This window comes from Paenibacillus sp. N3.4, from assembly GCF_008017805.1.
In the GTDB taxonomy this organism is placed as follows: domain Bacteria; phylum Bacillota; class Bacilli; order Paenibacillales; family NBRC-103111; genus Paenibacillus_E.
Genome location: NZ_VRTT01000004.1, coordinates 56,653 through 74,293 on the forward strand (window position 1 = coordinate 56,653; position 17,641 = coordinate 74,293).

General features: G+C 43.6%; 17 protein-coding genes and 1 pseudogene. 16 read left to right on the top strand and 2 right to left on the bottom strand.

What is annotated here, in order from left to right:
* Positions 1 to 12: 12 nt before the first annotated feature.
* Genes FU659_RS03790 through pilO form a run of 6 tightly spaced genes read left to right on the top strand, consistent with a single transcriptional unit; the run spans position 13 to position 5,868 of the window.
* Positions 13 to 1,065 (top strand): type IV pilus twitching motility protein PilT, encoded by a 1,053-nt coding sequence (locus tag FU659_RS03790; RefSeq protein WP_147946332.1) that lies wholly within the window; start codon positions 13 to 15, stop codon positions 1,063 to 1,065.
* Positions 1,065 to 2,273, top strand: a complete 1,209-nt coding sequence (locus FU659_RS03795) for a type II secretion system F family protein (protein ID WP_147946333.1) — start codon at positions 1,065 to 1,067, stop codon at positions 2,271 to 2,273. The genes FU659_RS03790 and FU659_RS03795 overlap by 1 nt, the downstream gene beginning before the upstream one ends.
* A 41-nt stretch (positions 2,274 to 2,314) precedes the next feature.
* Positions 2,315 to 2,812 carry a prepilin-type N-terminal cleavage/methylation domain-containing protein gene (locus FU659_RS03800; RefSeq protein WP_147946334.1) on the top strand — a complete coding sequence of 166 codons (498 nt, stop codon included), beginning with the start codon at positions 2,315 to 2,317 and terminating at the stop codon, positions 2,810 to 2,812.
* Complete coding sequence (locus tag FU659_RS03805) at positions 2,784 to 3,641, top strand: prepilin peptidase (protein ID WP_483874501.1); 858 nt, start codon at positions 2,784 to 2,786, stop codon at positions 3,639 to 3,641. The genes FU659_RS03800 and FU659_RS03805 overlap by 29 nt, the downstream gene beginning before the upstream one ends.
* A 12-nt stretch (positions 3,642 to 3,653) precedes the next feature.
* Positions 3,654 to 5,282, top strand: coding sequence for a pilus assembly protein PilM (gene pilM, locus FU659_RS03810; RefSeq protein ID WP_147946335.1), 1,629 nt, complete (start codon positions 3,654 to 3,656; stop codon positions 5,280 to 5,282).
* Positions 5,266 to 5,868, top strand: coding sequence for a type 4a pilus biogenesis protein PilO (gene pilO, locus FU659_RS03815; RefSeq protein WP_147946336.1), 603 nt, complete (start codon positions 5,266 to 5,268; stop codon positions 5,866 to 5,868). The genes pilM and pilO overlap by 17 nt, the downstream gene beginning before the upstream one ends.
* Before the next feature lie 60 nt (positions 5,869 to 5,928).
* Here pilO and FU659_RS03820 read toward each other — a convergent pair whose 3' ends face one another.
* The gene (locus FU659_RS03820) at positions 5,929 to 6,531 is read right to left on the bottom strand and encodes a nitroreductase family protein (RefSeq protein ID WP_147946337.1); all 603 of its coding nucleotides are present in this window, start codon (positions 6,529 to 6,531) and stop codon (positions 5,929 to 5,931) included.
* Between the two features lie 180 nt (positions 6,532 to 6,711).
* On the opposite strand from FU659_RS03820, the gene FU659_RS03825 reads away from it, so the two are divergent.
* The 9 genes and pseudogenes from FU659_RS03825 (at position 6,712) to FU659_RS03865 (ending at position 16,339) form a co-directional block, all read left to right on the top strand.
* Complete coding sequence (locus FU659_RS03825) at positions 6,712 to 6,906, top strand: hypothetical protein (protein WP_261807596.1); 195 nt, start codon at positions 6,712 to 6,714, stop codon at positions 6,904 to 6,906.
* 57 nt (positions 6,907 to 6,963) lie between these two features.
* Positions 6,964 to 9,251 (top strand): annotated as a pseudogene (locus FU659_RS03830) (DEAD/DEAH box helicase).
* Positions 9,248 to 10,534, top strand: a complete 1,287-nt coding sequence (locus FU659_RS03835; protein ID WP_147946339.1) for a ribonuclease H-like domain-containing protein — start codon at positions 9,248 to 9,250, stop codon at positions 10,532 to 10,534. The pseudogene FU659_RS03830 and the gene FU659_RS03835 overlap by 4 nt, the downstream one beginning before the upstream one ends.
* A gap of 162 nt (positions 10,535 to 10,696) precedes the next feature.
* Positions 10,697 to 11,506: an Fpg/Nei family DNA glycosylase gene (locus tag FU659_RS03840; RefSeq protein WP_147946340.1), complete on the top strand. Its 810-nt coding sequence runs from the start codon at positions 10,697 to 10,699 to the stop codon at positions 11,504 to 11,506.
* Between the two features lie 15 nt (positions 11,507 to 11,521).
* Complete coding sequence (locus tag FU659_RS03845) at positions 11,522 to 12,355, top strand: deoxyribonuclease IV (RefSeq protein ID WP_147946341.1); 834 nt, start codon at positions 11,522 to 11,524, stop codon at positions 12,353 to 12,355.
* Between the two features lie 20 nt (positions 12,356 to 12,375).
* The gene (locus FU659_RS03850) at positions 12,376 to 12,714 is read left to right on the top strand and encodes a cyclic-phosphate processing receiver domain-containing protein (RefSeq protein WP_147946342.1); all 339 of its coding nucleotides are present in this window, start codon (positions 12,376 to 12,378) and stop codon (positions 12,712 to 12,714) included.
* A 44-nt stretch (positions 12,715 to 12,758) separates the two neighbouring features.
* Positions 12,759 to 13,535 carry an ABC transporter ATP-binding protein gene (locus tag FU659_RS03855; protein WP_147946420.1) on the top strand — a complete coding sequence of 259 codons (777 nt, stop codon included), beginning with the start codon at positions 12,759 to 12,761 and terminating at the stop codon, positions 13,533 to 13,535.
* Positions 13,505 to 14,593 (top strand): SAM-dependent methyltransferase, encoded by a 1,089-nt coding sequence (locus FU659_RS03860; RefSeq protein ID WP_315971268.1) that lies wholly within the window; start codon positions 13,505 to 13,507, stop codon positions 14,591 to 14,593. The genes FU659_RS03855 and FU659_RS03860 overlap by 31 nt, the downstream gene beginning before the upstream one ends.
* An 84-nt stretch (positions 14,594 to 14,677) precedes the next feature.
* Complete coding sequence (locus FU659_RS03865) at positions 14,678 to 16,339, top strand: serine/threonine-protein kinase (protein WP_187273883.1); 1,662 nt, start codon at positions 14,678 to 14,680, stop codon at positions 16,337 to 16,339.
* Here the strand turns inward: FU659_RS03865 and FU659_RS03870 are convergent.
* Entirely contained in the window at positions 16,323 to 16,805 is a 483-nt protein-coding gene (locus FU659_RS03870; RefSeq protein ID WP_147946345.1) for a TspO/MBR family protein, read from the bottom strand. The two genes, FU659_RS03865 and FU659_RS03870, sit on opposite strands and share 17 nt — an antisense overlap.
* Before the next feature lie 132 nt (positions 16,806 to 16,937).
* Here FU659_RS03870 and FU659_RS03875 point away from each other — a divergent pair, with 132 nt between their 5' ends.
* Positions 16,938 to 17,450: an acyl-CoA thioesterase gene (locus tag FU659_RS03875; protein ID WP_147946346.1), complete on the top strand. Its 513-nt coding sequence runs from the start codon at positions 16,938 to 16,940 to the stop codon at positions 17,448 to 17,450.
* The last annotated feature ends 191 nt before the right edge of the window (positions 17,451 to 17,641 follow it).

Sequence of the window (17,641 nt, forward strand, 5' to 3'; positions counted from 1 at the left end):
GGAGGTGAGGTAGTGTCTGACTCGTTTGATAAAGTTATTAATCTGCTGAAGCAGGCTCACGAATCCAAGGCATCAGATTTGCATTTAACGGTCGGATCGCCACCCGTGTTACGTGTGCATGGAGCTTTGCAGCAATTGGGCAGCGAGTTGTTACAGGTACAGGATACGCAATCTATGGTTGAAGCTTTGTTAAGTGCGGAGCAAATGGAACGCTTTAATCAGGCAGGCGAGATCGACTTTTCGTATGAGCTTGAGGGATATTCCAGATATCGGATCAATGCATATCGTCAAAGAGGACGCGTAGGCATTGCAATTCGTACGATTCCAACGAAAATACCTTCGCTTGAGCTTTTACAACTGCCGGCAATTATCAGTACTTTAGCGCTTAAACCACAAGGGTTAGTCCTTGTAACAGGGCCTACGGGTAGTGGGAAATCTTCAACACTGGCAGCGATGATTGATTACATCAATCGGAAAGAGAAAAAGCATATCGTTACTCTGGAGGATCCCATAGAGTTTCTTCATACCCATGGTTCATCGGTCATTAATCAGAGAGAAGTCGGCAATGATACCAAAAGCTTTTCGAATGGTCTACGAGCAGCCCTTCGCCAAGATCCAGATGTCATTCTTGTCGGTGAGATGCGTGACTTGGAAACCATTTCGGCAGCCGTAACCGCAGCAGAAACCGGTCACCTGGTTTTCGCAACTTTACATACTACGGATGCACCGCAGACGATTGATCGTATTATTGACGCTTTTCCGGCTCATCAGCAAGGTCAAATTCGAGTTCAGCTCGCTTCGGTGTTGGTTGGCGTCGTCTCTCAAAGGCTTTTTCCAAAACCAGGCGGCCAAGGCCGAACGTGCGCTACCGAAATCATGATTAACACACCGGCTGTTGGCAACCTGATTCGTTCAGAAAAAATCCATCAAATTAAGAGTATCATGCAAACAGGTAAAAACTTAGGCATGCATACACTTGAGATGGCGATTAAAGAGCAGATGCAGCAAGGACTCATTGATCCTGTCGCAGCAAGAGCTTATCTTGCTGAAGGTGGTGGCCTGTAGTGGCTGAGTTTTTATATGAGGTTAGAGGAACTGCCGGTAAACAGATCAAGGGTAAAATATCCGCTTCAGATAAACCCACAGCCGTTGAGGAACTCCGGAAAAAAGGTTACGTTGTCCTTTCTGTTAAGGAAGAGCAGTTTAAAGCGCTAAAACAGGATATTTATATTGGGAATCCGGTAAAAACGATTCATTTTATCGTGTACTGTAGACAGTTTGCTACACTGATACGGGCTGGAGTCAATATTGTTGAGGCGACCAGTATTCTGGCTGCTCAAACAGAAAGCAAAGCTTTAAAAAAGGCTTTGATCCAAGTTGCTTCAAGCATATCGAAAGGTGTTTCCTTCTCTCAGTCGATTTCAGAGCATAAAAAGATATTTCCATCGATGTTTGTTAATATGGTTCGTGCTGGGGAAGAGACAGGGGATTTGGAAGGGACGCTTGATCAACTAGCTAATTTTTTTGAGAAAGAACATGTAACAACAGAGAAAATCAAGTCAGCAATGACTTATCCAACTGTAGTTGCTATCTTATCAGTAGCAGCGTGTGTTTTTTTGTTGAAATCAGTAGTTCCTCAGTTTGTACAAATTTTTGATTCTATGCATGCTGAATTACCACTAATAACAAGAATTGTTCTTAAATTGAGTGACAGCATCCAGAACCAGTGGTTGTTTTGGCTAATTGGTTTAATAGTATTGCTTTTGTTGTATTTTTTAGTAAAACGAACTGAGATCGGTGCTTATTATATTGACTATATTAATCTTAAAATACCTATTTTTGGTAAGTTGAAACAAAAAGGTGCGCTTGCGCAAATGACTAGGACGTTATCATCTTTATATTCAAGTGCAGTACCAATACTACAATCATTAACCATTGTAGAAGAAATTGTAAATAATAAAGTTATTGGGAGATTTATTAAAAGCGCGGCAGAATCATTAAGGCAAGGCAACCCATTGTCTGAACCATTGAAACAAGCTTGGGTTTTTCCACCGTTAGTAACACAAATGATTGCTATTGGTGAAGAAACTGGAGCACTAGATCAAATGCTTGAAAAGGTAGCTGATTTCTATGAAATGGATATAGAAAATACTGTTGATCGTCTTAAAGCATTGATTGAACCTCTATTGCTCGTATTTCTATCAGGATTAGTTGGTACCATAGTTGCAGCGATTATGATACCTATGTTTCAACTATATTCTAATTTTGGGTAAGTGGCGCTAGATCAATAGGATAAATTATAGGAGGAAAAAATATGCTTACTATTAAAAATTTAAAAAAACAAGAGGGATTTACTCTAATTGAATTATTGGCAGTTATTGTAATTATTGCAATTATTGCGGCGATTGCAATTCCATCGATCTTAGGTATTATCAACAAGTCAAGAAATAATGCCAATATTGCTACAGCTGTTACAGTTTATAAGGCTTCTCAATTATTTTTACAGGCAGAGAACGCAGGGGATTTCACATCCGAATTTGTTCCCGTTGTAGGTACAGGAACTGTTTATACACCAGAACGAACAACTGTTGCAACCGCCGGTGCTGGTTTAATGACAATGAATTATTTACCTAATACAACAATTATGCCAAGTAATCGTGCTCCTATTACAGGCGGACATGTTTTGTATGAGGCTGATGGTACATTACATGAAGTGGTGTTATCAAGTGCTGCTAATAGTTGGGTATTCTCTGCTGCTGTTATTAATACAGGGGCTGGTAACGTTGAAGCTGTTGCTAGAATTGCTGACTAAACTAACCAACAAAAAGGAATCGGTCCATTCCGATTCCTTTTTTAAAATCAAACGAAAGCGACCCTTACACATGACGATTCTAATCGCGGTTTATATCTTCATCATAGGTCTTGTTCTCGGTTCGTTCTTCAATGTCGTTGCGCTCCGAGTGCCGGAGAAGCAATCAATCATTCACCCTCCTTCGTCATGTCCAAAATGCGGAACGAGGCTCAAATCGAGAGATTTGATCCCTGTCCTTAGCTTCATTTTTACAAAAGGTCGTTGCCGTTATTGTAAAACTAAAGTTTCTGCTCTATATCCATTAGGAGAATTAGCAACTGGCTTACTTTTCGTTTGGATTTACTTGCATTTCGGTTTTACTTGGGAAACGATGATCGGACTTATGCTTGTTAGTCTTCTAGTAATTATTACGATTTCCGATCTATCTTATATGCTTATACCTGATAAAATCTTACTGTTTTTCTTTCCTTTTATTATCATGCTGCGTTTGGTTTTTCCCGGAGATCAGGCTTGGTGGAGTTATGTGCTGGGCGCTGTGATAGGTTATGGAATTGTCCTGTTGATTGCGATTGTATCCCGCGGCGGTATGGGAATGGGCGATGCCAAGCTCTTGTTAGTTTGCGGCTTTGCCGTAGGCTTGTCTCATATTGTTGTAGCATTTGTTTTAGCATGCTTGATTGGTAGTCTGATAGGCGGATTGCTGTTGCTGCTAAAAATCACCACAAGAAAACAACCGATACCATTTGGCCCGTATTTGGCTCTGGGCATTTTGATTTCTTATGCATATGGATCGGATATGATACATGCGTACCTGTCATTACTCGGATAGTAGGATGTGATTATGATGTTAGGAGTCATAGGTTCAAAGCGAATCGGGATTACGGTGGATCAATTAGGGGTCCGCTATGTAACAGTTAAGAAGAGAAAAACATGGGAAATCGGATCAAGCGGTTATTTGCCAATTCCATCGGGTATTATTGTTGAAGAACAAATAGTCAATGCGGAATCTTTGAGTTTGCAAGTTAAGCAGTGGGTGAAACAGCAGAACTTGAAGGGTGCCACGGCAACGATTGCTATTCCTACTTCTCAAATCATTATTCGTAAAATGAGAATCCCTAGTATAAAAACACAGGAGCTCCGGCAGCTTGTTGAATTAGAGGTGGAGACGGCACTTCGCCTGCCTTTTGAAGATCCAATTTATGATTTTATTCAAGTCAGTCATGACGATGAAAGTACCCAGGTTCTTGTATTTGCTGCTCCTAAGAAGCTGATCATGAGTTATGTCAGGGTATTTGAGGATGCGGGCGTCCATGTCCGAGCGGCAGAAATTTCAGCAACCGCTTTAACAAGGGCCATTGCTGCCCAGCAGGAAGAGTTTTTTGAAGAAACGATGCTCGTTTCCTTGGATCAAGGCGCTCTAGAAGTGTATATGTTGCAAAATGGAAATCCCATTTTTATGCGTACGATTACTTTATTTGAACATGATACCGATGATCATGAAGAGCTTACTTCGGATCAGGTTGGGGAAATTATAGCTGAAATTTCGAGAATGCTTAGTTTTTATCAATACAGTATTCAAGAGGGGACAAGCCGGATATCCCACATTGTTGTAACGGGAGCGAATAAAGGAAGAATCCAGCTGCATAAGGAGCTTCAACAGTCTTTGTCGGAGCTGAAGGTTGAAACGGTAGATTTCGACGTATTTTCGAAGGAACGTTCCAACGATTTTAATGCGAATGCCTATCGTGTGGCCGTCGGTGTGTCGATGTTTACGAAGAGAAATGCGCAAATTAATTTGCTTCCTCATCGGAAAACAGAGACAAAGGTTAAGTTATTCTTACTGATCCTATTTGTTTTTGCTTGGGTTGCAGGTATGGCACTTAGCGGAATGACATATGTCAATAATCAGAAAAGCATGACTCAAAATACGGCGAGAATCGCTCAACTGAATCAGACCAAGAAAGTCGCTGAAGCTAAAATAACTAAAAAACCGGAAAATCAAACAGATCCTGCTTCTTTTATTGCGGCGACAAGAGCGAATCGGAAAGATGTTGTTGCTATCGTGAACGAATTGAAAAAGCCATTGCCGATGGATGCGCAAATTAGTACAATGGCTTATTCAGCTGAATCTCAGATTACGTTAACTGTTCTTTTTGCCAAAATGGAGGATTCAGCTCGTTATTTATTTGATTTGCGCAGGCTGTCTTTTGGGGAGAACACCCTGCTTCAATCCATTACGGAGACTACAAGCGGGTCTTCGACCAATAATACGGGGACGAATAATAGCAATGCAGCTGCAGATCAAACAGGATCAACGAATTCAACGACTCCTACTAACAATTTGCAAACAACGAAGTACTATACGGTAAATTATACGATCTCGTTCAAAAAAGAAGCTGCCAAAGATACAAGTGCGAAGGCGAATACAGAAGTGAAAGGGGCGGATACGACGAATGTCCAGCAAAAATAATACGCAAACCTTACTTTTGTTCGTTGCTGTTCTTTTGTTTCTCGGTCTTTTCGCTTTTTATTACTTTTTGCAAATACCTTCAAGCAATAAAGTCAAGGCTCAGGAAAGTGAGATTGCGACATTAGACAAACAAGTGCAGCTTTTGAACAAAAAAATAAGCGACAAGCAGAAAGAGGACGTCGGTCCCTCGATTAAAGAAATTCAAGCTGCGCTTCCGCTTTGGGACAATACGGAGCAATTGACATTGGATTTAAATAAAATTAAAAATGATACCAAGGTTACGTTTAACTCCATCGCATATTCCGTAAGTGATAAAACAACCCAGCAAGGTGAAGCCAATAAAAAAAATGCTTATCCGAATGTCCGAGAAGTGAAAGTAACGACAGCGATAATGGGGACGTTCAAAGATATTACGGATGCTATCACGCAGCTCCAAGCTTTGCCTAGATTAGTCAATATAGATACAGTCAATTATGGTAATCTCCCTAAGGATTTAACACGAAGAATTACGGTTAATTTAACATTTACGGCTTATTTCGACCCCTCATACAAATCAAAAGTCGATAAAGTAGAGTTGCCCTATTAAAACAAAGACCACCTCAACAGCGATCCTATCGCAGTGAGGTGGTCTTTCTCAATACATTTATTACAGCTCTTTTCCAAATTCTCCACTAAATAAAGACTCGCTGATAGCGCGTCTGTCGGAAGGGATTTCGCGTGATTGGAATTTCTCAGCGAGAGCATCGAGAGGACCTTGATAACCGATAGCAATGACCGCATGCACGTCATAATCTTCAGGAACATGCAAATCCTTGCGAGCTTGTTCGCGGTCAAATCCGCCCATTGCGTGAGTAATGAGCCCTTGATTAGCTGCTTCTAATGCCAAGTAACCCCAAGCTGCACCAGCGTCAAATCCATGAGTAGGATTGTTGCCGCCATTTGCCGTTTTGGTATGTGAGATGATAAGTGCCAGTACAGGCGCTTTTTCACACCATTCTCTATTCATTGGGGCAATGAAATCATAGAACTTGGCCCGTTGTTCAGACGTGCGGGCGACTATAAAGCGCCAAGGCTGCAAGTTGCTTCCGGAGGGTGCCCATCTAGCTGCCTCAAAAAGACTGAACAATACATCTTCCGTCACTTCTTGTTCACTGAATGAACGTGGTGACCAGCGAGTTAGAAATTGAGGGTTGATTTCATAGTCAGGTTGACGACTGGCTTCGATTTCCGTGGGTAAAGATGCTGTCATTATGAATTCCTCCTTGATCTATTTTTGTTCATCTTAATTTTACCTGATTTTTCCTCATTATACGAATTTCTTAGAACAATCTAGTTTGTATGTTTCTACACATATTGGGTAAAACTAGTTTCTATGAAAGTAAAGTACCAAGAAAAGGTGCGGTGTGCTGTGAATTTTACTAGTCATGATGTGATAATCATTGAAAGAGCTTTAAAAACAGCGATGAAGCACGAGGGTGAAGAGCAGCGGACAAGGGATTATCAGGAAGTATTATACAAATTGCAGGAAAGTGCGAAGCAAGCCCTTTCTGTGAATCCTCAAATGGCAAAAGTAGATCATGATGGAATTCGTTATGATTATGATGATTCATCAGATCTTATGTAGACATGCGAACGTGTATTCTGTAAAATAGAAGAAACAACATGTGAGGAGATTCGGCTGATGAATCCTTTAACAGGTAAGGTTTCTTCCATTTTAGAGATGATAGACTGGTTGCGTAAATCATCAGAACTAATGTCGCAAGTGACATACTGGCATACGGTTCCCCCGCGTGACCCGAAGCTGGCTGAATTTCCAGATGGGTTGCACGAGGGTATTCGTACTGCTTTACAACATAAACACATTCAACGTTTATATACACACCAAGCGGAATCATTCCGTCATGTCACCTCAGGCCAACATGTGGTAACCGTAACGCCAACGGCTTCGGGTAAGACGTTATGTTACAATTTGCCCGTTCTCCAAAAGATTCTTGAGAATGATGCTTCTCGCGCCTTATATTTGTTTCCTACCAAGGCGCTTGCTCAAGATCAGGTCGCTGAATTGCAAGAAATGATTGATTTCATGGAAGTTGATATCAAAACGCACACCTATGACGGGGATACCCCGCCAACGGTGAGGCAAGCGATTCGCAATGCGGGGCACATTGTGGTGACCAATCCGGATATGCTGCATTCCGCTATTCTTCCGCATCATACGAAATGGGTCAAGCTTTTTGAAAACTTGAATTATATTGTCATTGACGAAGTGCATACGTATCGCGGTGTTTTTGGCAGTCATGTAGCGAATGTCATTCGCAGACTGAAGCGTATTTGTCGATTCTATGGCTCAAATCCCCAGTTTATTTGTGCGTCGGCAACAATTGATAATCCGAAGGAACACGCAGAACGGCTTATTGGCGAGAGCGTCACGCTGATCGACAATAACGGAGCGCCGGCAGGCGAGAAGCACTTTGTGTTTTATAATCCGCCGGTGGTAAACCAACAGCTGGGGATTCGTAAAAGCTCCGTCTTGGAGACGCGCAAGCTAGCAGGCTTGCTTCTGCGCAATGGCATCCAGACGATTGTTTTTGCTCGGAGCCGCGTGCGCGTGGAGATTTTGCTGACCTATCTGCAGGAGCTCGTGTCTCACGAGCTGGGCAGCAAATCGATCCGCGGCTACCGCGGAGGGTATCTCCCGAAGCTGCGCCGGGAGATTGAGAAAGGCTTACGCAGCGGAGAAATCCGCGGCGTAGTAAGCACGAACGCGCTGGAGCTGGGCATCGACATCGGCCAGCTGCAAGCGTGCGTGCTCAATGGCTATCCGGGTACGATTGCCAGTACTTGGCAGCAGTCCGGGCGTGCCGGACGGCGGCAGGAAACCTCGCTGACGATCCTCGTCGCAAGCAGTAATCCGCTGGATCAATATTTGATCCAGAACCCGCGGTATTTCTTCGAGCGACCGCCGGAGCAGGCGCGCATTCATCCTGACAATCTGATCATCCTCGTTGATCATGTGAAGTGTGCGGCCTATGAGCTGCCTTTCGAAGCGAATGAGAAATTCGGTGACGAATCGCTCACCGATATTCTTGAATACTTAACCGAAGAGCAGGTGCTCCATCAGGTGAAGGATCGTTGGTACTGGATGGAGCAGTCTTTTCCAGCGCATAACATTTCTTTGCGTTCTGCTGCGCAGGAAAATTTCATTATTATCGACATGACGAACGGACATAGAGTTATAGGAGAATGCGACAGATTCAGTGCGCCAACGCTAATTCATGAGGAAGCCATTTATATTCATGAAGGTATTCAATTTCAAGTGGAAAAGCTGGATTATGAAGAGAAGAAAGCTTTTGTCCGTCAAGTGAGTGTTGATTACTTTACGGATGCCAGTATGGCGGTTCAGCTTAAAGTCCTTCATGTTAACCGCGAAGGCCGTACAGGAGGGTTGCTTCGTCAACTTGGCGAAGTTACCGTTAACGCGCAGCCAACCATTTTCAAGAAAATCCGTTTACGAACACATGAAAATATAGGCTCCGGTCCGATCCGTTTGCCAGAAGAAGAGCTTCATACGAGCTCATATTGGTTTACTTTTGACGAGGAGATGTCGGCTGGCAAATCGGCTAATGACATGCAGCATGCGCTGCTTGGGATTGCCAACGTGCTGGCGCATCTTGCGCCGCTGTATTTGATGTGCGACCCGATGGATATTCGGTCGTTCCGCAGGTCCGCGCCGTGCATAACAAGCTGCCGACGGTGTTTTTCTACGACCGCTACCCGGGAGGCGTCGGTTTGAGTGATCGGCTGTACGAGGTACACGGACAGCTCATGGATCAGGCGCGCAGCCTGATTAAACATTGCACCTGTATCAGCGGCTGCCCGGCTTGCGTCGGACCGATCGAAGAGGTCGGCTTGCTTGGCAAGCAGCTCGCTCTGGAGCTGCTTGGGCAGCTCGAAGGCGGTGCCCGATGAGCGGGCTCCGCGAAAGACTCGGCCGCCTGAGAGGGCCTGCGGCGGCGCAGCCGATCGCGCAGCCTACTCCACGGGCGAGTGACGAGTGGGCGCAGCTCGGCGCCCATGTGGAAACAAGCCCGGCAGGCTCGTTTGTCATGCGGCGCCGGGTGTATGGCGCTGACAGCGTACACGGCTATTATCGGCTGCAAGATTTAGCAGATTTTGCGGAGAATCTTTCCTGCTTTCACGACCGTGCCGGCGCCGTGCAACTCGAAGAGCTGCTTTTCTTTGATACGGAAACGACCGGACTTGGTGTTGGTACTGGCAATGTACCGTTTATGGTCGGCATCGGCTTTTACACGGAGGAGAGTTTCACGGTAGAACAGTTATTTATTCGCAATCCGGCAGAAGAGCATGCTATGCTTATCTATTTGCAAGAGCTTATCATGCGCTTTACTCATATCGTATCGTATAATGGCCGCACCTTTGATTGGCCGATACTGAAAAATCGTTATGTGCTTAATAGACTTAAAATGGCAGATTCCAGGCTGCTTCATCTGGACCTTCTATACCCTTCAAGAAGCCTGTGGAGGAATAGTTTGCCTTCTTGTCGTTTAAGTAAGGTTGAAGAGAGCCGCCTAGGTTTTGAACGCGTAGATGATGTCCCCGGTTCTATGGCCCCTGTGCTCTATTTTCAATATTTGGCAGAGAAAAATCCTGCGATTCTTGAAGGTGTTTTCGTTCATAATGAACACGACATTGTCACCCTAGCTGCGCTCGCTATTCATTTTGGAAAGTTATTGCATGGAGAAGCTGCCGCACATACGTTAGAAATTGAACCGGAAGAAAAGTTTCGAACAGGCCTTTGGTTAGAGAAAATGGGACGTACGTCATTAGCCGAGGCTTATTTAGATGGCTTGTTTGAACAACTGACAAACGGAGAAATCAATGTATCCCAAGCCGAATTTGAATCCATTCTACTTCTAATGGCTGCTTTCTATAAGAAAAAATGCAGGTACCTTCGCGCTGTTGAGCTGTGGAAAAGATGGATTGCCGTTAAACCTGCGACTATAGCCCTTCAGCTAGATCCTTATTTAGAGTTAGCGATGTATTACGAGCATAAAGAGAAAAATTTGCATCAAGCGATATTTTACGCCGAGGAGGCATGGGCTAAGCTTTGGCGTCGCCGTGCCCTTCATCGTAATGACCGGAAGCAAACTGAAATTGAGGAAGCTCTGGAGAAGCGCATTCGTAGGCTGAAACAAAAGATGCAAAGAGTGAGACAGTTAACCGTCAACTGAACACAAGTGCCGCAAGTACAATCAAGCAGCCAAAGTTACGAAAAGTCAAACCTTCATATGTAAGTGAGGGGCTAATATAAGTGCATGGCGTTCTCACTACTCGTCGTTTATTTTTCCTTCCTTTTGGCTATACAAAGGATAAAATGGCAAGGAGTGAATGCGATGCCAGAACTTCCCGAGATTGAGACATATCGCCAGCAATTAGCACCACTAATTCAAGGAGTACCGATTACAGGGGCATTGGTCACCCGACCGAAATCATTGAATGTAGAACCGGAGCTGTTTATTCATCAACTAACCGGAAATCGCATTGTACGCATAGATCGAAAAGCCAAACATTTACTCTTTCATTTGGCATCTGGGGATGTTCTGCTGCTGCATTTGATGCTGGGAGGATGGCTGTTCTACGGTACCGAGGAAGAGAAACCAGATCGAACAACGCAAGTTGTGATTCATTTTGGAAATACGCATTTATATTTTATTGGACTGCGTTTAGGATATTTGCATGTGCATACGATGTCAGGAATTCATTCAAAGTTGAAGAATTTAGGTCCTGAACCTCTGGAACAGGCGTTTACTTTTTCACAATTTCAACAGGTTTTGCATCGCAAGCAAGGCAATCTTAAGGTTACACTCGTCGATCAAACGTTTCTGTCGGGTATCGGGAATTGTTATTCCGATGAAATCTGTTTTGTCGCAGGCATTCTTCCTACGCGTAAAATTCCTTCTCTTCACGAAGAAGAGCAATCTCGTTTGTATGTCTCGATCCGTACAGTTCTTCTTGAAGCGATTCAATTTGGCGGTTATATGGAATTTCCTCTATTCGTCGGTGACCGTCTAACGGGAGGATTCGATGCCAAGTGTCGGGTTTATGATCGAGAAGATGAGCCCTGTGTACGTTGCGGTCATCCGCTCATCAAGGTTGAACTTTCGAGTCGCAAATGTTTTTACTGCACGAATTGTCAAACGTGAGGGGGCAGATTCAGCATGTATATCGGTTCTCATGTGAGTACAAGAGGCAGCTATTTAAATGCGGCCAAAACAGCCTTTGCCATTGGAGCAAATGCTTTTCAATATTTTCCGATGAATCCTAGAAGCCTTCAGACCAAACCCGTCCATCAACGGGATACGGAGGCTTGTAAACAGTTTTGCAGTGAACAGGGCATTTTGTCGATCGGGCATGCTCCATACCCTCTGAATCCTGCAGCAGATGAAATGGATCGGGATGTGATGATCAAGCTTTTGAAAAATGGGCTATCCATTACGGACGCTTGCGGTTCAATGGGGCTTGTAGTTCATTTTGGGAAGTATATTGGAAAAGACCCGTTACAAGGCTACAAAAATATAATACAATGTTTAAATAGCGCAACTCGAGGCTATGAGGGGACATCCATTATTTTACTTGAAAATCAGGCGGGTGAAGGCTCTCAGCTTGGTTTAACGATGGAAGAAATGGTGCAGGTGCGCAAGCTTTGTGAATTTCCGGACAAAATCGGCTTTTGTTTTGATACGTGTCATGCTTTTGCCAGTGGCTTGTGGCACGGGGGTGATTGGCCGATGTTAGAGACCAGAGGTAAACAATTGGATTATCTTCCTCATCTAAAAGCAGTTCATTTGAATGATTCTGTACATCCGTATGGCTCTCGTAGAGACCGGCATGCCAATGTTGGGACAGGCCATATTGGACAGGCAAACATACAGATGTTGCTCGCTTCGCCTTTCGTGCAAAACATACCGATCGTTTTGGAAACACGAGCAGGCAAGGATGGCACACATCGTGAGGAAATTGCGCTAGTGAAATCGTTATCGCACTCATTGTAAATAGGGAAGGAAAGTCGACCATGATTCATGTATACTTGGATGATCTGCGTCCTTGTCCAAGAGGTTTTACACTAGCCAAAAATGTAACGGAATGCATTATGCTTCTTCAAGAATTTGAAATAGATACATTGTCTTTAGACCATGATCTTGGTTGGAATTCCAAGCAAACTGGCATGGATGTTGTCATCTGGCTAGTGCAGCAACAAAAATTTCCCAAAGCTATTTATATCCATACGTCCAGTCCTTCGGCTTGCACGGCCATGTATGAAATGCTCTATGCCGTTAAGCCTGATGAATTGCGTCTATATCCACATCCGATTCCTGACGATATTCTTGTACAGATTGCTCAAGGCCAGTAAACTAAATGGATGGTTTATGGTTGAATGAAAGGAAACGATACAGTATGATTCATTTATCCGGTATTCATTTTATAAGAGAAGAACGTCATATTTTACAAGATGTAAATTTGCATATTGAACAAGGCGAACACTGGGTGCTGCTCGGTCGTAATGGTTCCGGCAAGACAACGCTGCTCGAAATGATGAATGGTTATGAATTCCCAAGTCGGGGAACGGTAGATGTGCTTGGTAACCGGTACGGTCAATGTGATGTAAGGGAAGTTCGTAAGAAAATTGGCTACATCTCTCAGTCTTTATTTGAAAAATTAAATCTGAACGATCCTGTTTTAGAAGTTGTTGCTACTGGGGAATATGCATTCCTGCGGTTTTATCAAGAAATTCCGCAAGAGGTTAAGGATCGTGCATTTCAGATGCTGGAGCGAGTACGCCTTGCACATTTGGCACACCAACCTCTAGGAAAGCTTTCTCAAGGAGAACGCAAGAAGGTTATGCTGGCAAGATCACTCATGATGACGCCTTCTATCCTTGTCATGGATGAACCAGCGGCAGGCTTGGATTTATATGAGAGAGAACGTTTCTTGGCTGATGTCAATGATTTGAGTAAACAGGATATCACTGTTGTCTACGTCACGCATCATATTGAAGAAATTATCCCTTTATTTACACATGTGGCTATTATAGAGCAAGGGAAGTTAATTGCCTCCGGACGAAAGGAAGATGTCTTGACTCCTGAGCATATCTATCAAGCTTTTGGCATTGATATTACGTTAGAATGGTTTCAAGATCGTCCATGGATAAAAGTGATCGAAAACCGATCGTAGAAGACAAAAAGGATGCGGCTATGACTAATTTAAGAACTTATATTGGCACTTCTAATCATGGATTTGCCCAATACGCACAAGATGAAATTCGTAAATTGTTTCCTTTAACCAAATTTTGGTTATTGGTACCTACAGAAGTATTTATATTTGAGGTGCCTGAAGGAACTGAAAACCTGTTAACTACACTGAAAGAACAAGAGCCGATGTTTCTGAGACATATACAGCCTGTAGTGCAAGAATGGCAGCTAACCAGGTCGGAAACTGATTTGGATACGCTCAAGGCATGGTTGACAGATGCTCATAGAACAGGACTCATAGGCACAGGGGAGAAAGTCGCAGTTCAAGTACGCAAAGAAGATGGGGTAGATGTGCCTTACGCGCCTTTTGCGGTTAAAGCTGCTTTACAAGAGGTTATTGTGTCTGATCTGCTTTCTGAGCCCGTCGTTCGGTATGCGGACGTTACGATTTCCGTTTACATCAGTCCAGAAAAGCTGTATGTCGGGATTTCCAAGCCATCTGATAACTTATCGGATTGGTCTGGAGGAGCAATTCGCTTTATGAAGGAAGAAGATCAAATTTCACGCGCCAAATTCAAGCTGTTAGAGGCTGAACAGCGTTTTGGCATCGATTTTAGCGTAGCTCGCACAGCGCTTGATATTGGGGCGGCCCCTGGGGGCTGGACATCTTTATTGCTGGAACGTGGTTTGAAGGTGACTGCTATCGATCCTGCATCCATGAGCCCTAAGCTGCAAGGCAATCCGATGCTGAAGATTTACAAGAAGAATGCAAGCGATGTGAAGTTGAAACCCAATGAATTTGATTTGCTTGTATGTGATATGAGCTGGGATCCACGTCAGATGGGACGATTAGTGGCGGATTTACTGTACGCTTTACAAAGTGGAGGCACCGCAATTATTACAGTCAAATTAATGCACAAAAAACCATTCCAAACGGTGCGCGATCTGATGAAAATTCTTGAACCGTCTCTCTTCCTGATTAAAGCGAAGCAGTTGTTTCACAATCGCGAAGAACTGACCTTATATTTGCAAAAGACGTAGAATGTGGAAAAAAATGTAGATTTTTAAGGAATGTCCTCTTATAATCAAGGTAATTCATCCTTGAAAGGGGGCATTTTATTTATTGTGAGTAGTCAAAAGCGTTGGATTGGCACATGTATTGGGGGCAGATATCAGGTCGAGTCCCTGCTTGGGCAAGGCGGTATGGGAAATGTCTATTTGGCCGAAGATTTGAAGCTGAAAGGGAAAAAATGGGCAGTTAAGGAATGCCTGCCTTATGAGGATGACGTTGCGTCTTTTATGGAAGAAGCCGAGATGCTTGCCTGTTTGCAGCATCCTCAGCTGCCACAGCTTGTTGATTATTTTACGACTGATGAGGGAATTGGGTTCTTGGTCATGGATTACATCCACGGTCCCACACTTCAGGATATGTTTGATGCCCAACGTACTGTACTTTCTGTGAATGAAATTGTACATATTGCGCTTCAGCTGTGCGATTTGTTTCATTATCTACATACCTTCCAACCGCAACCGATCATATATCGGGATTTGAAGCCTTCCAATGTGATGATTAACGAGAATGATCAAGTCAGATTGATTGATTTTGGAGTCGCTCGACATTACACACAAGGCAAGCAGTCGGATACGATGCAAATGGGAACGATCGGCTTTGCCGCGCCTGAGCAGTTTCTGGGCTTCCAAACAGATGAACGATCTGACTTATATACGCTTGGTGCTAATCTATATTACCTGTTGTCAGGCGGTCAATATGCCTATATGACAAAAAAAACGCTTGATCAAATCTGTTCCAACCTCCCAGAGGGACTTACATCCACCGTAACCTTACTCCTGCAAGAGAATCCTCAAGATCGCTGCCAAACCGCTATGGAAGTGAAGCAGCGACTAAAAACACTCCTTCCAGACCTTTTACTCACCGATTCTTACAAACAGACAAAAAAACAAAACATGAATCATAAGCCGGACGTTCTCTCTTCCATCCCAGATCAGCTAATTATTGTTGGAGGGTTATATGCGGGGGTTGGGGCTACTTTCACGGCTATTTCATTGGCAAGAATTTTAAATGCGATGGAAATTCCAAACGCGCTAGTGGAGCATCCAACGATTGAACCTGACTTATATATGCTTTTATTCGGAGATCGTAAGGCCCCGCAGTCCTATTCTTTTGCCACCAAGAAATATACAGAACAGCAAGCAAGGTCTGATGAACCATGGACTAGCGGTCATACCACCTGGGTTCCTTTAGATCCCAATGGTTGGACTGGCGAGTGGCATTCTACGGATTCCTTCAAGCTTCTCTATACGATCAAAAAGCCGATCGTCCTCTGGGACGTATCGACTCGCTGGGAAGATCTTTCGGTTCGAGAGCTATGCCATAGCGCTGATCATATCCTTGTTGTTCTGGATACTTCGCCGGCCAAATGCAGCAGACCAAGTGCACGTGCATATTTGGAAATTTTAGATACCTACCGTAAAAGAGGAAAAAAAGTGCATTTTGTAGCTAATCGAAGTGATAGTGGGCAATTGCCAAAAGAATGGGTGAATGCACTTCCAGAAGCTCCTTTATGTACACTCCCTGAAATCCCTTACGAAGAAGTCATGCGCGCTGTTTGGAAAGGGGATTGTATTCAAGACCAAGCCAATCGGATGGAGCAGCTGTATATGTGCTTAACACCTTTGCTTAAAGCCATCTTACCCGAATCCATACATAAGAATAACCGAATTAAAACGAAAAAATCGTTGTTCTCAGGCTTTAGAAAGCACGGTTAAAATCTTTATTTAACTGATAAATCACCCAAGCAAGCAGTGTTGCAAAACAGGCCCATAACAAATAAGGCACTAGCAGCCAAGCAGCAAGCTTGGAATAAGGAATGGTTGCGTAGATCAATAGGTACGTCGTGATAGCAACAATGAGGGTGTCCAGAAACGCTAAACGTAAATTTTTCAGCTTAAATTCAAAAAATGTAAAGGCTTGATTAGCTACAAAATTAAGGAACAAAATAAGGACATAACCGGCAGAGGCTTCTTGAAACCCATCGGTTTGTGTGTACACAATGGCTACAGACGCCGAAATCAAGGCATACAAGATCCCCCATGCGATCCCAAATAATTGGGCAGGAGGATTCCAGGTCGGTTTTTTCAATTTCGCATAGAAAGAAAGATCTGTAGGAAACAAAACACCCGAAAGCGAAAATAAGGCAAACGTGACGAGAAATACAACAATAAAAGTTAGCATACAAACACCTCCGATTCTGATTGTCCACTTGCTATTACTATATTACACACGGCGGTCAAGTTATAACCAAAGAAGCAGGAAGTATGGTAAGATAGTTGCACAAAGTTGGTAAAGAAAGTAGGGTACAAGAACATGGAAGAACGATTTGCCAGAGAATCCCGATGTTTCAAAACGTCGCGCATTTTTCCTAGCGATGTAAATAATCACAACACACTTTTTGGTGGCAAATTGATGTCCTATATTGATGATATTGCTTCCATTGCCGCTCATAAGCATTGCCGGAAGTTGGTTGTGACAGCTTCAACAGATTCCGTCGATTTTCTGTACCCGATCCACACCTCAGATTCGGTCTGCCTGGAATCCTTCGTTACGTGGACAGGGAAGAGCTCGATGGAGGTTTTTGTAAAGGTAGTTACAGAAGATTTGAAAACAGGAGATAGAAAAATAGCTGCAACCTCTTTTCTGACTTTCGTGGCATTAGACGACAATAAAGTGCCGATTGAGGTGCCTCAAGTGATACCTGAGACTGAAGAAGAGATGAAGCTTCATGAATCAGCGCCGCAACGAGCCGAGATGCGCCGCATTCGGAGAGTGGAAAGCAAGAAGCTTGCAGGTTTTTTTACAATGAAATATCCATGGGAATAATTAAAGATTGATTTTTTGGTGAAATGTGGTATAATTTGGATAATTAAATCGGAAAAGCGGAAGCACCGCTGATCGTGGAGAATCATTCTTCACAATCGGCGCGTGCTTTTTTGTTTTTCTTTTGGGTAAGAAGGAGGTTGATGAGTGAACGAAGTAATGAAGGTCCGCATAGCCATTGTTCTGGCTGTCAT

Coding starts and splice junctions, on each gene's coding strand:
- FU659_RS03800 (WP_147946334.1), top strand. CDS start 2,315: ATGCTTACTATTAAAAATTTAAAAAAACAAGAGGGATTTACTCTAATT.
- pilM (WP_147946335.1), top strand. CDS start 3,654: ATGATGTTAGGAGTCATAGGTTCAAAGCGAATCGGGATTACGGTGGAT.
- pilO (WP_147946336.1), top strand. CDS start 5,266: ATGTCCAGCAAAAATAATACGCAAACCTTACTTTTGTTCGTTGCTGTT.
- FU659_RS03820 (WP_147946337.1), bottom strand. CDS start 6,531: ATGACAGCATCTTTACCCACGGAAATCGAAGCCAGTCGTCAACCTGAC.
- FU659_RS03835 (WP_147946339.1), top strand. CDS start 9,248: ATGAGCGGGCTCCGCGAAAGACTCGGCCGCCTGAGAGGGCCTGCGGCG.
- FU659_RS03840 (WP_147946340.1), top strand. CDS start 10,697: ATGCCAGAACTTCCCGAGATTGAGACATATCGCCAGCAATTAGCACCA.
- FU659_RS03845 (WP_147946341.1), top strand. CDS start 11,522: ATGTATATCGGTTCTCATGTGAGTACAAGAGGCAGCTATTTAAATGCG.
- FU659_RS03850 (WP_147946342.1), top strand. CDS start 12,376: ATGATTCATGTATACTTGGATGATCTGCGTCCTTGTCCAAGAGGTTTT.
- FU659_RS03855 (WP_147946420.1), top strand. CDS start 12,759: ATGATTCATTTATCCGGTATTCATTTTATAAGAGAAGAACGTCATATT.
- FU659_RS03860 (WP_315971268.1), top strand. CDS start 13,505: ATGGATAAAAGTGATCGAAAACCGATCGTAGAAGACAAAAAGGATGCG.
- FU659_RS03870 (WP_147946345.1), bottom strand. CDS start 16,805: ATGCTAACTTTTATTGTTGTATTTCTCGTCACGTTTGCCTTATTTTCG.
- FU659_RS03875 (WP_147946346.1), top strand. CDS start 16,938: ATGGAAGAACGATTTGCCAGAGAATCCCGATGTTTCAAAACGTCGCGC.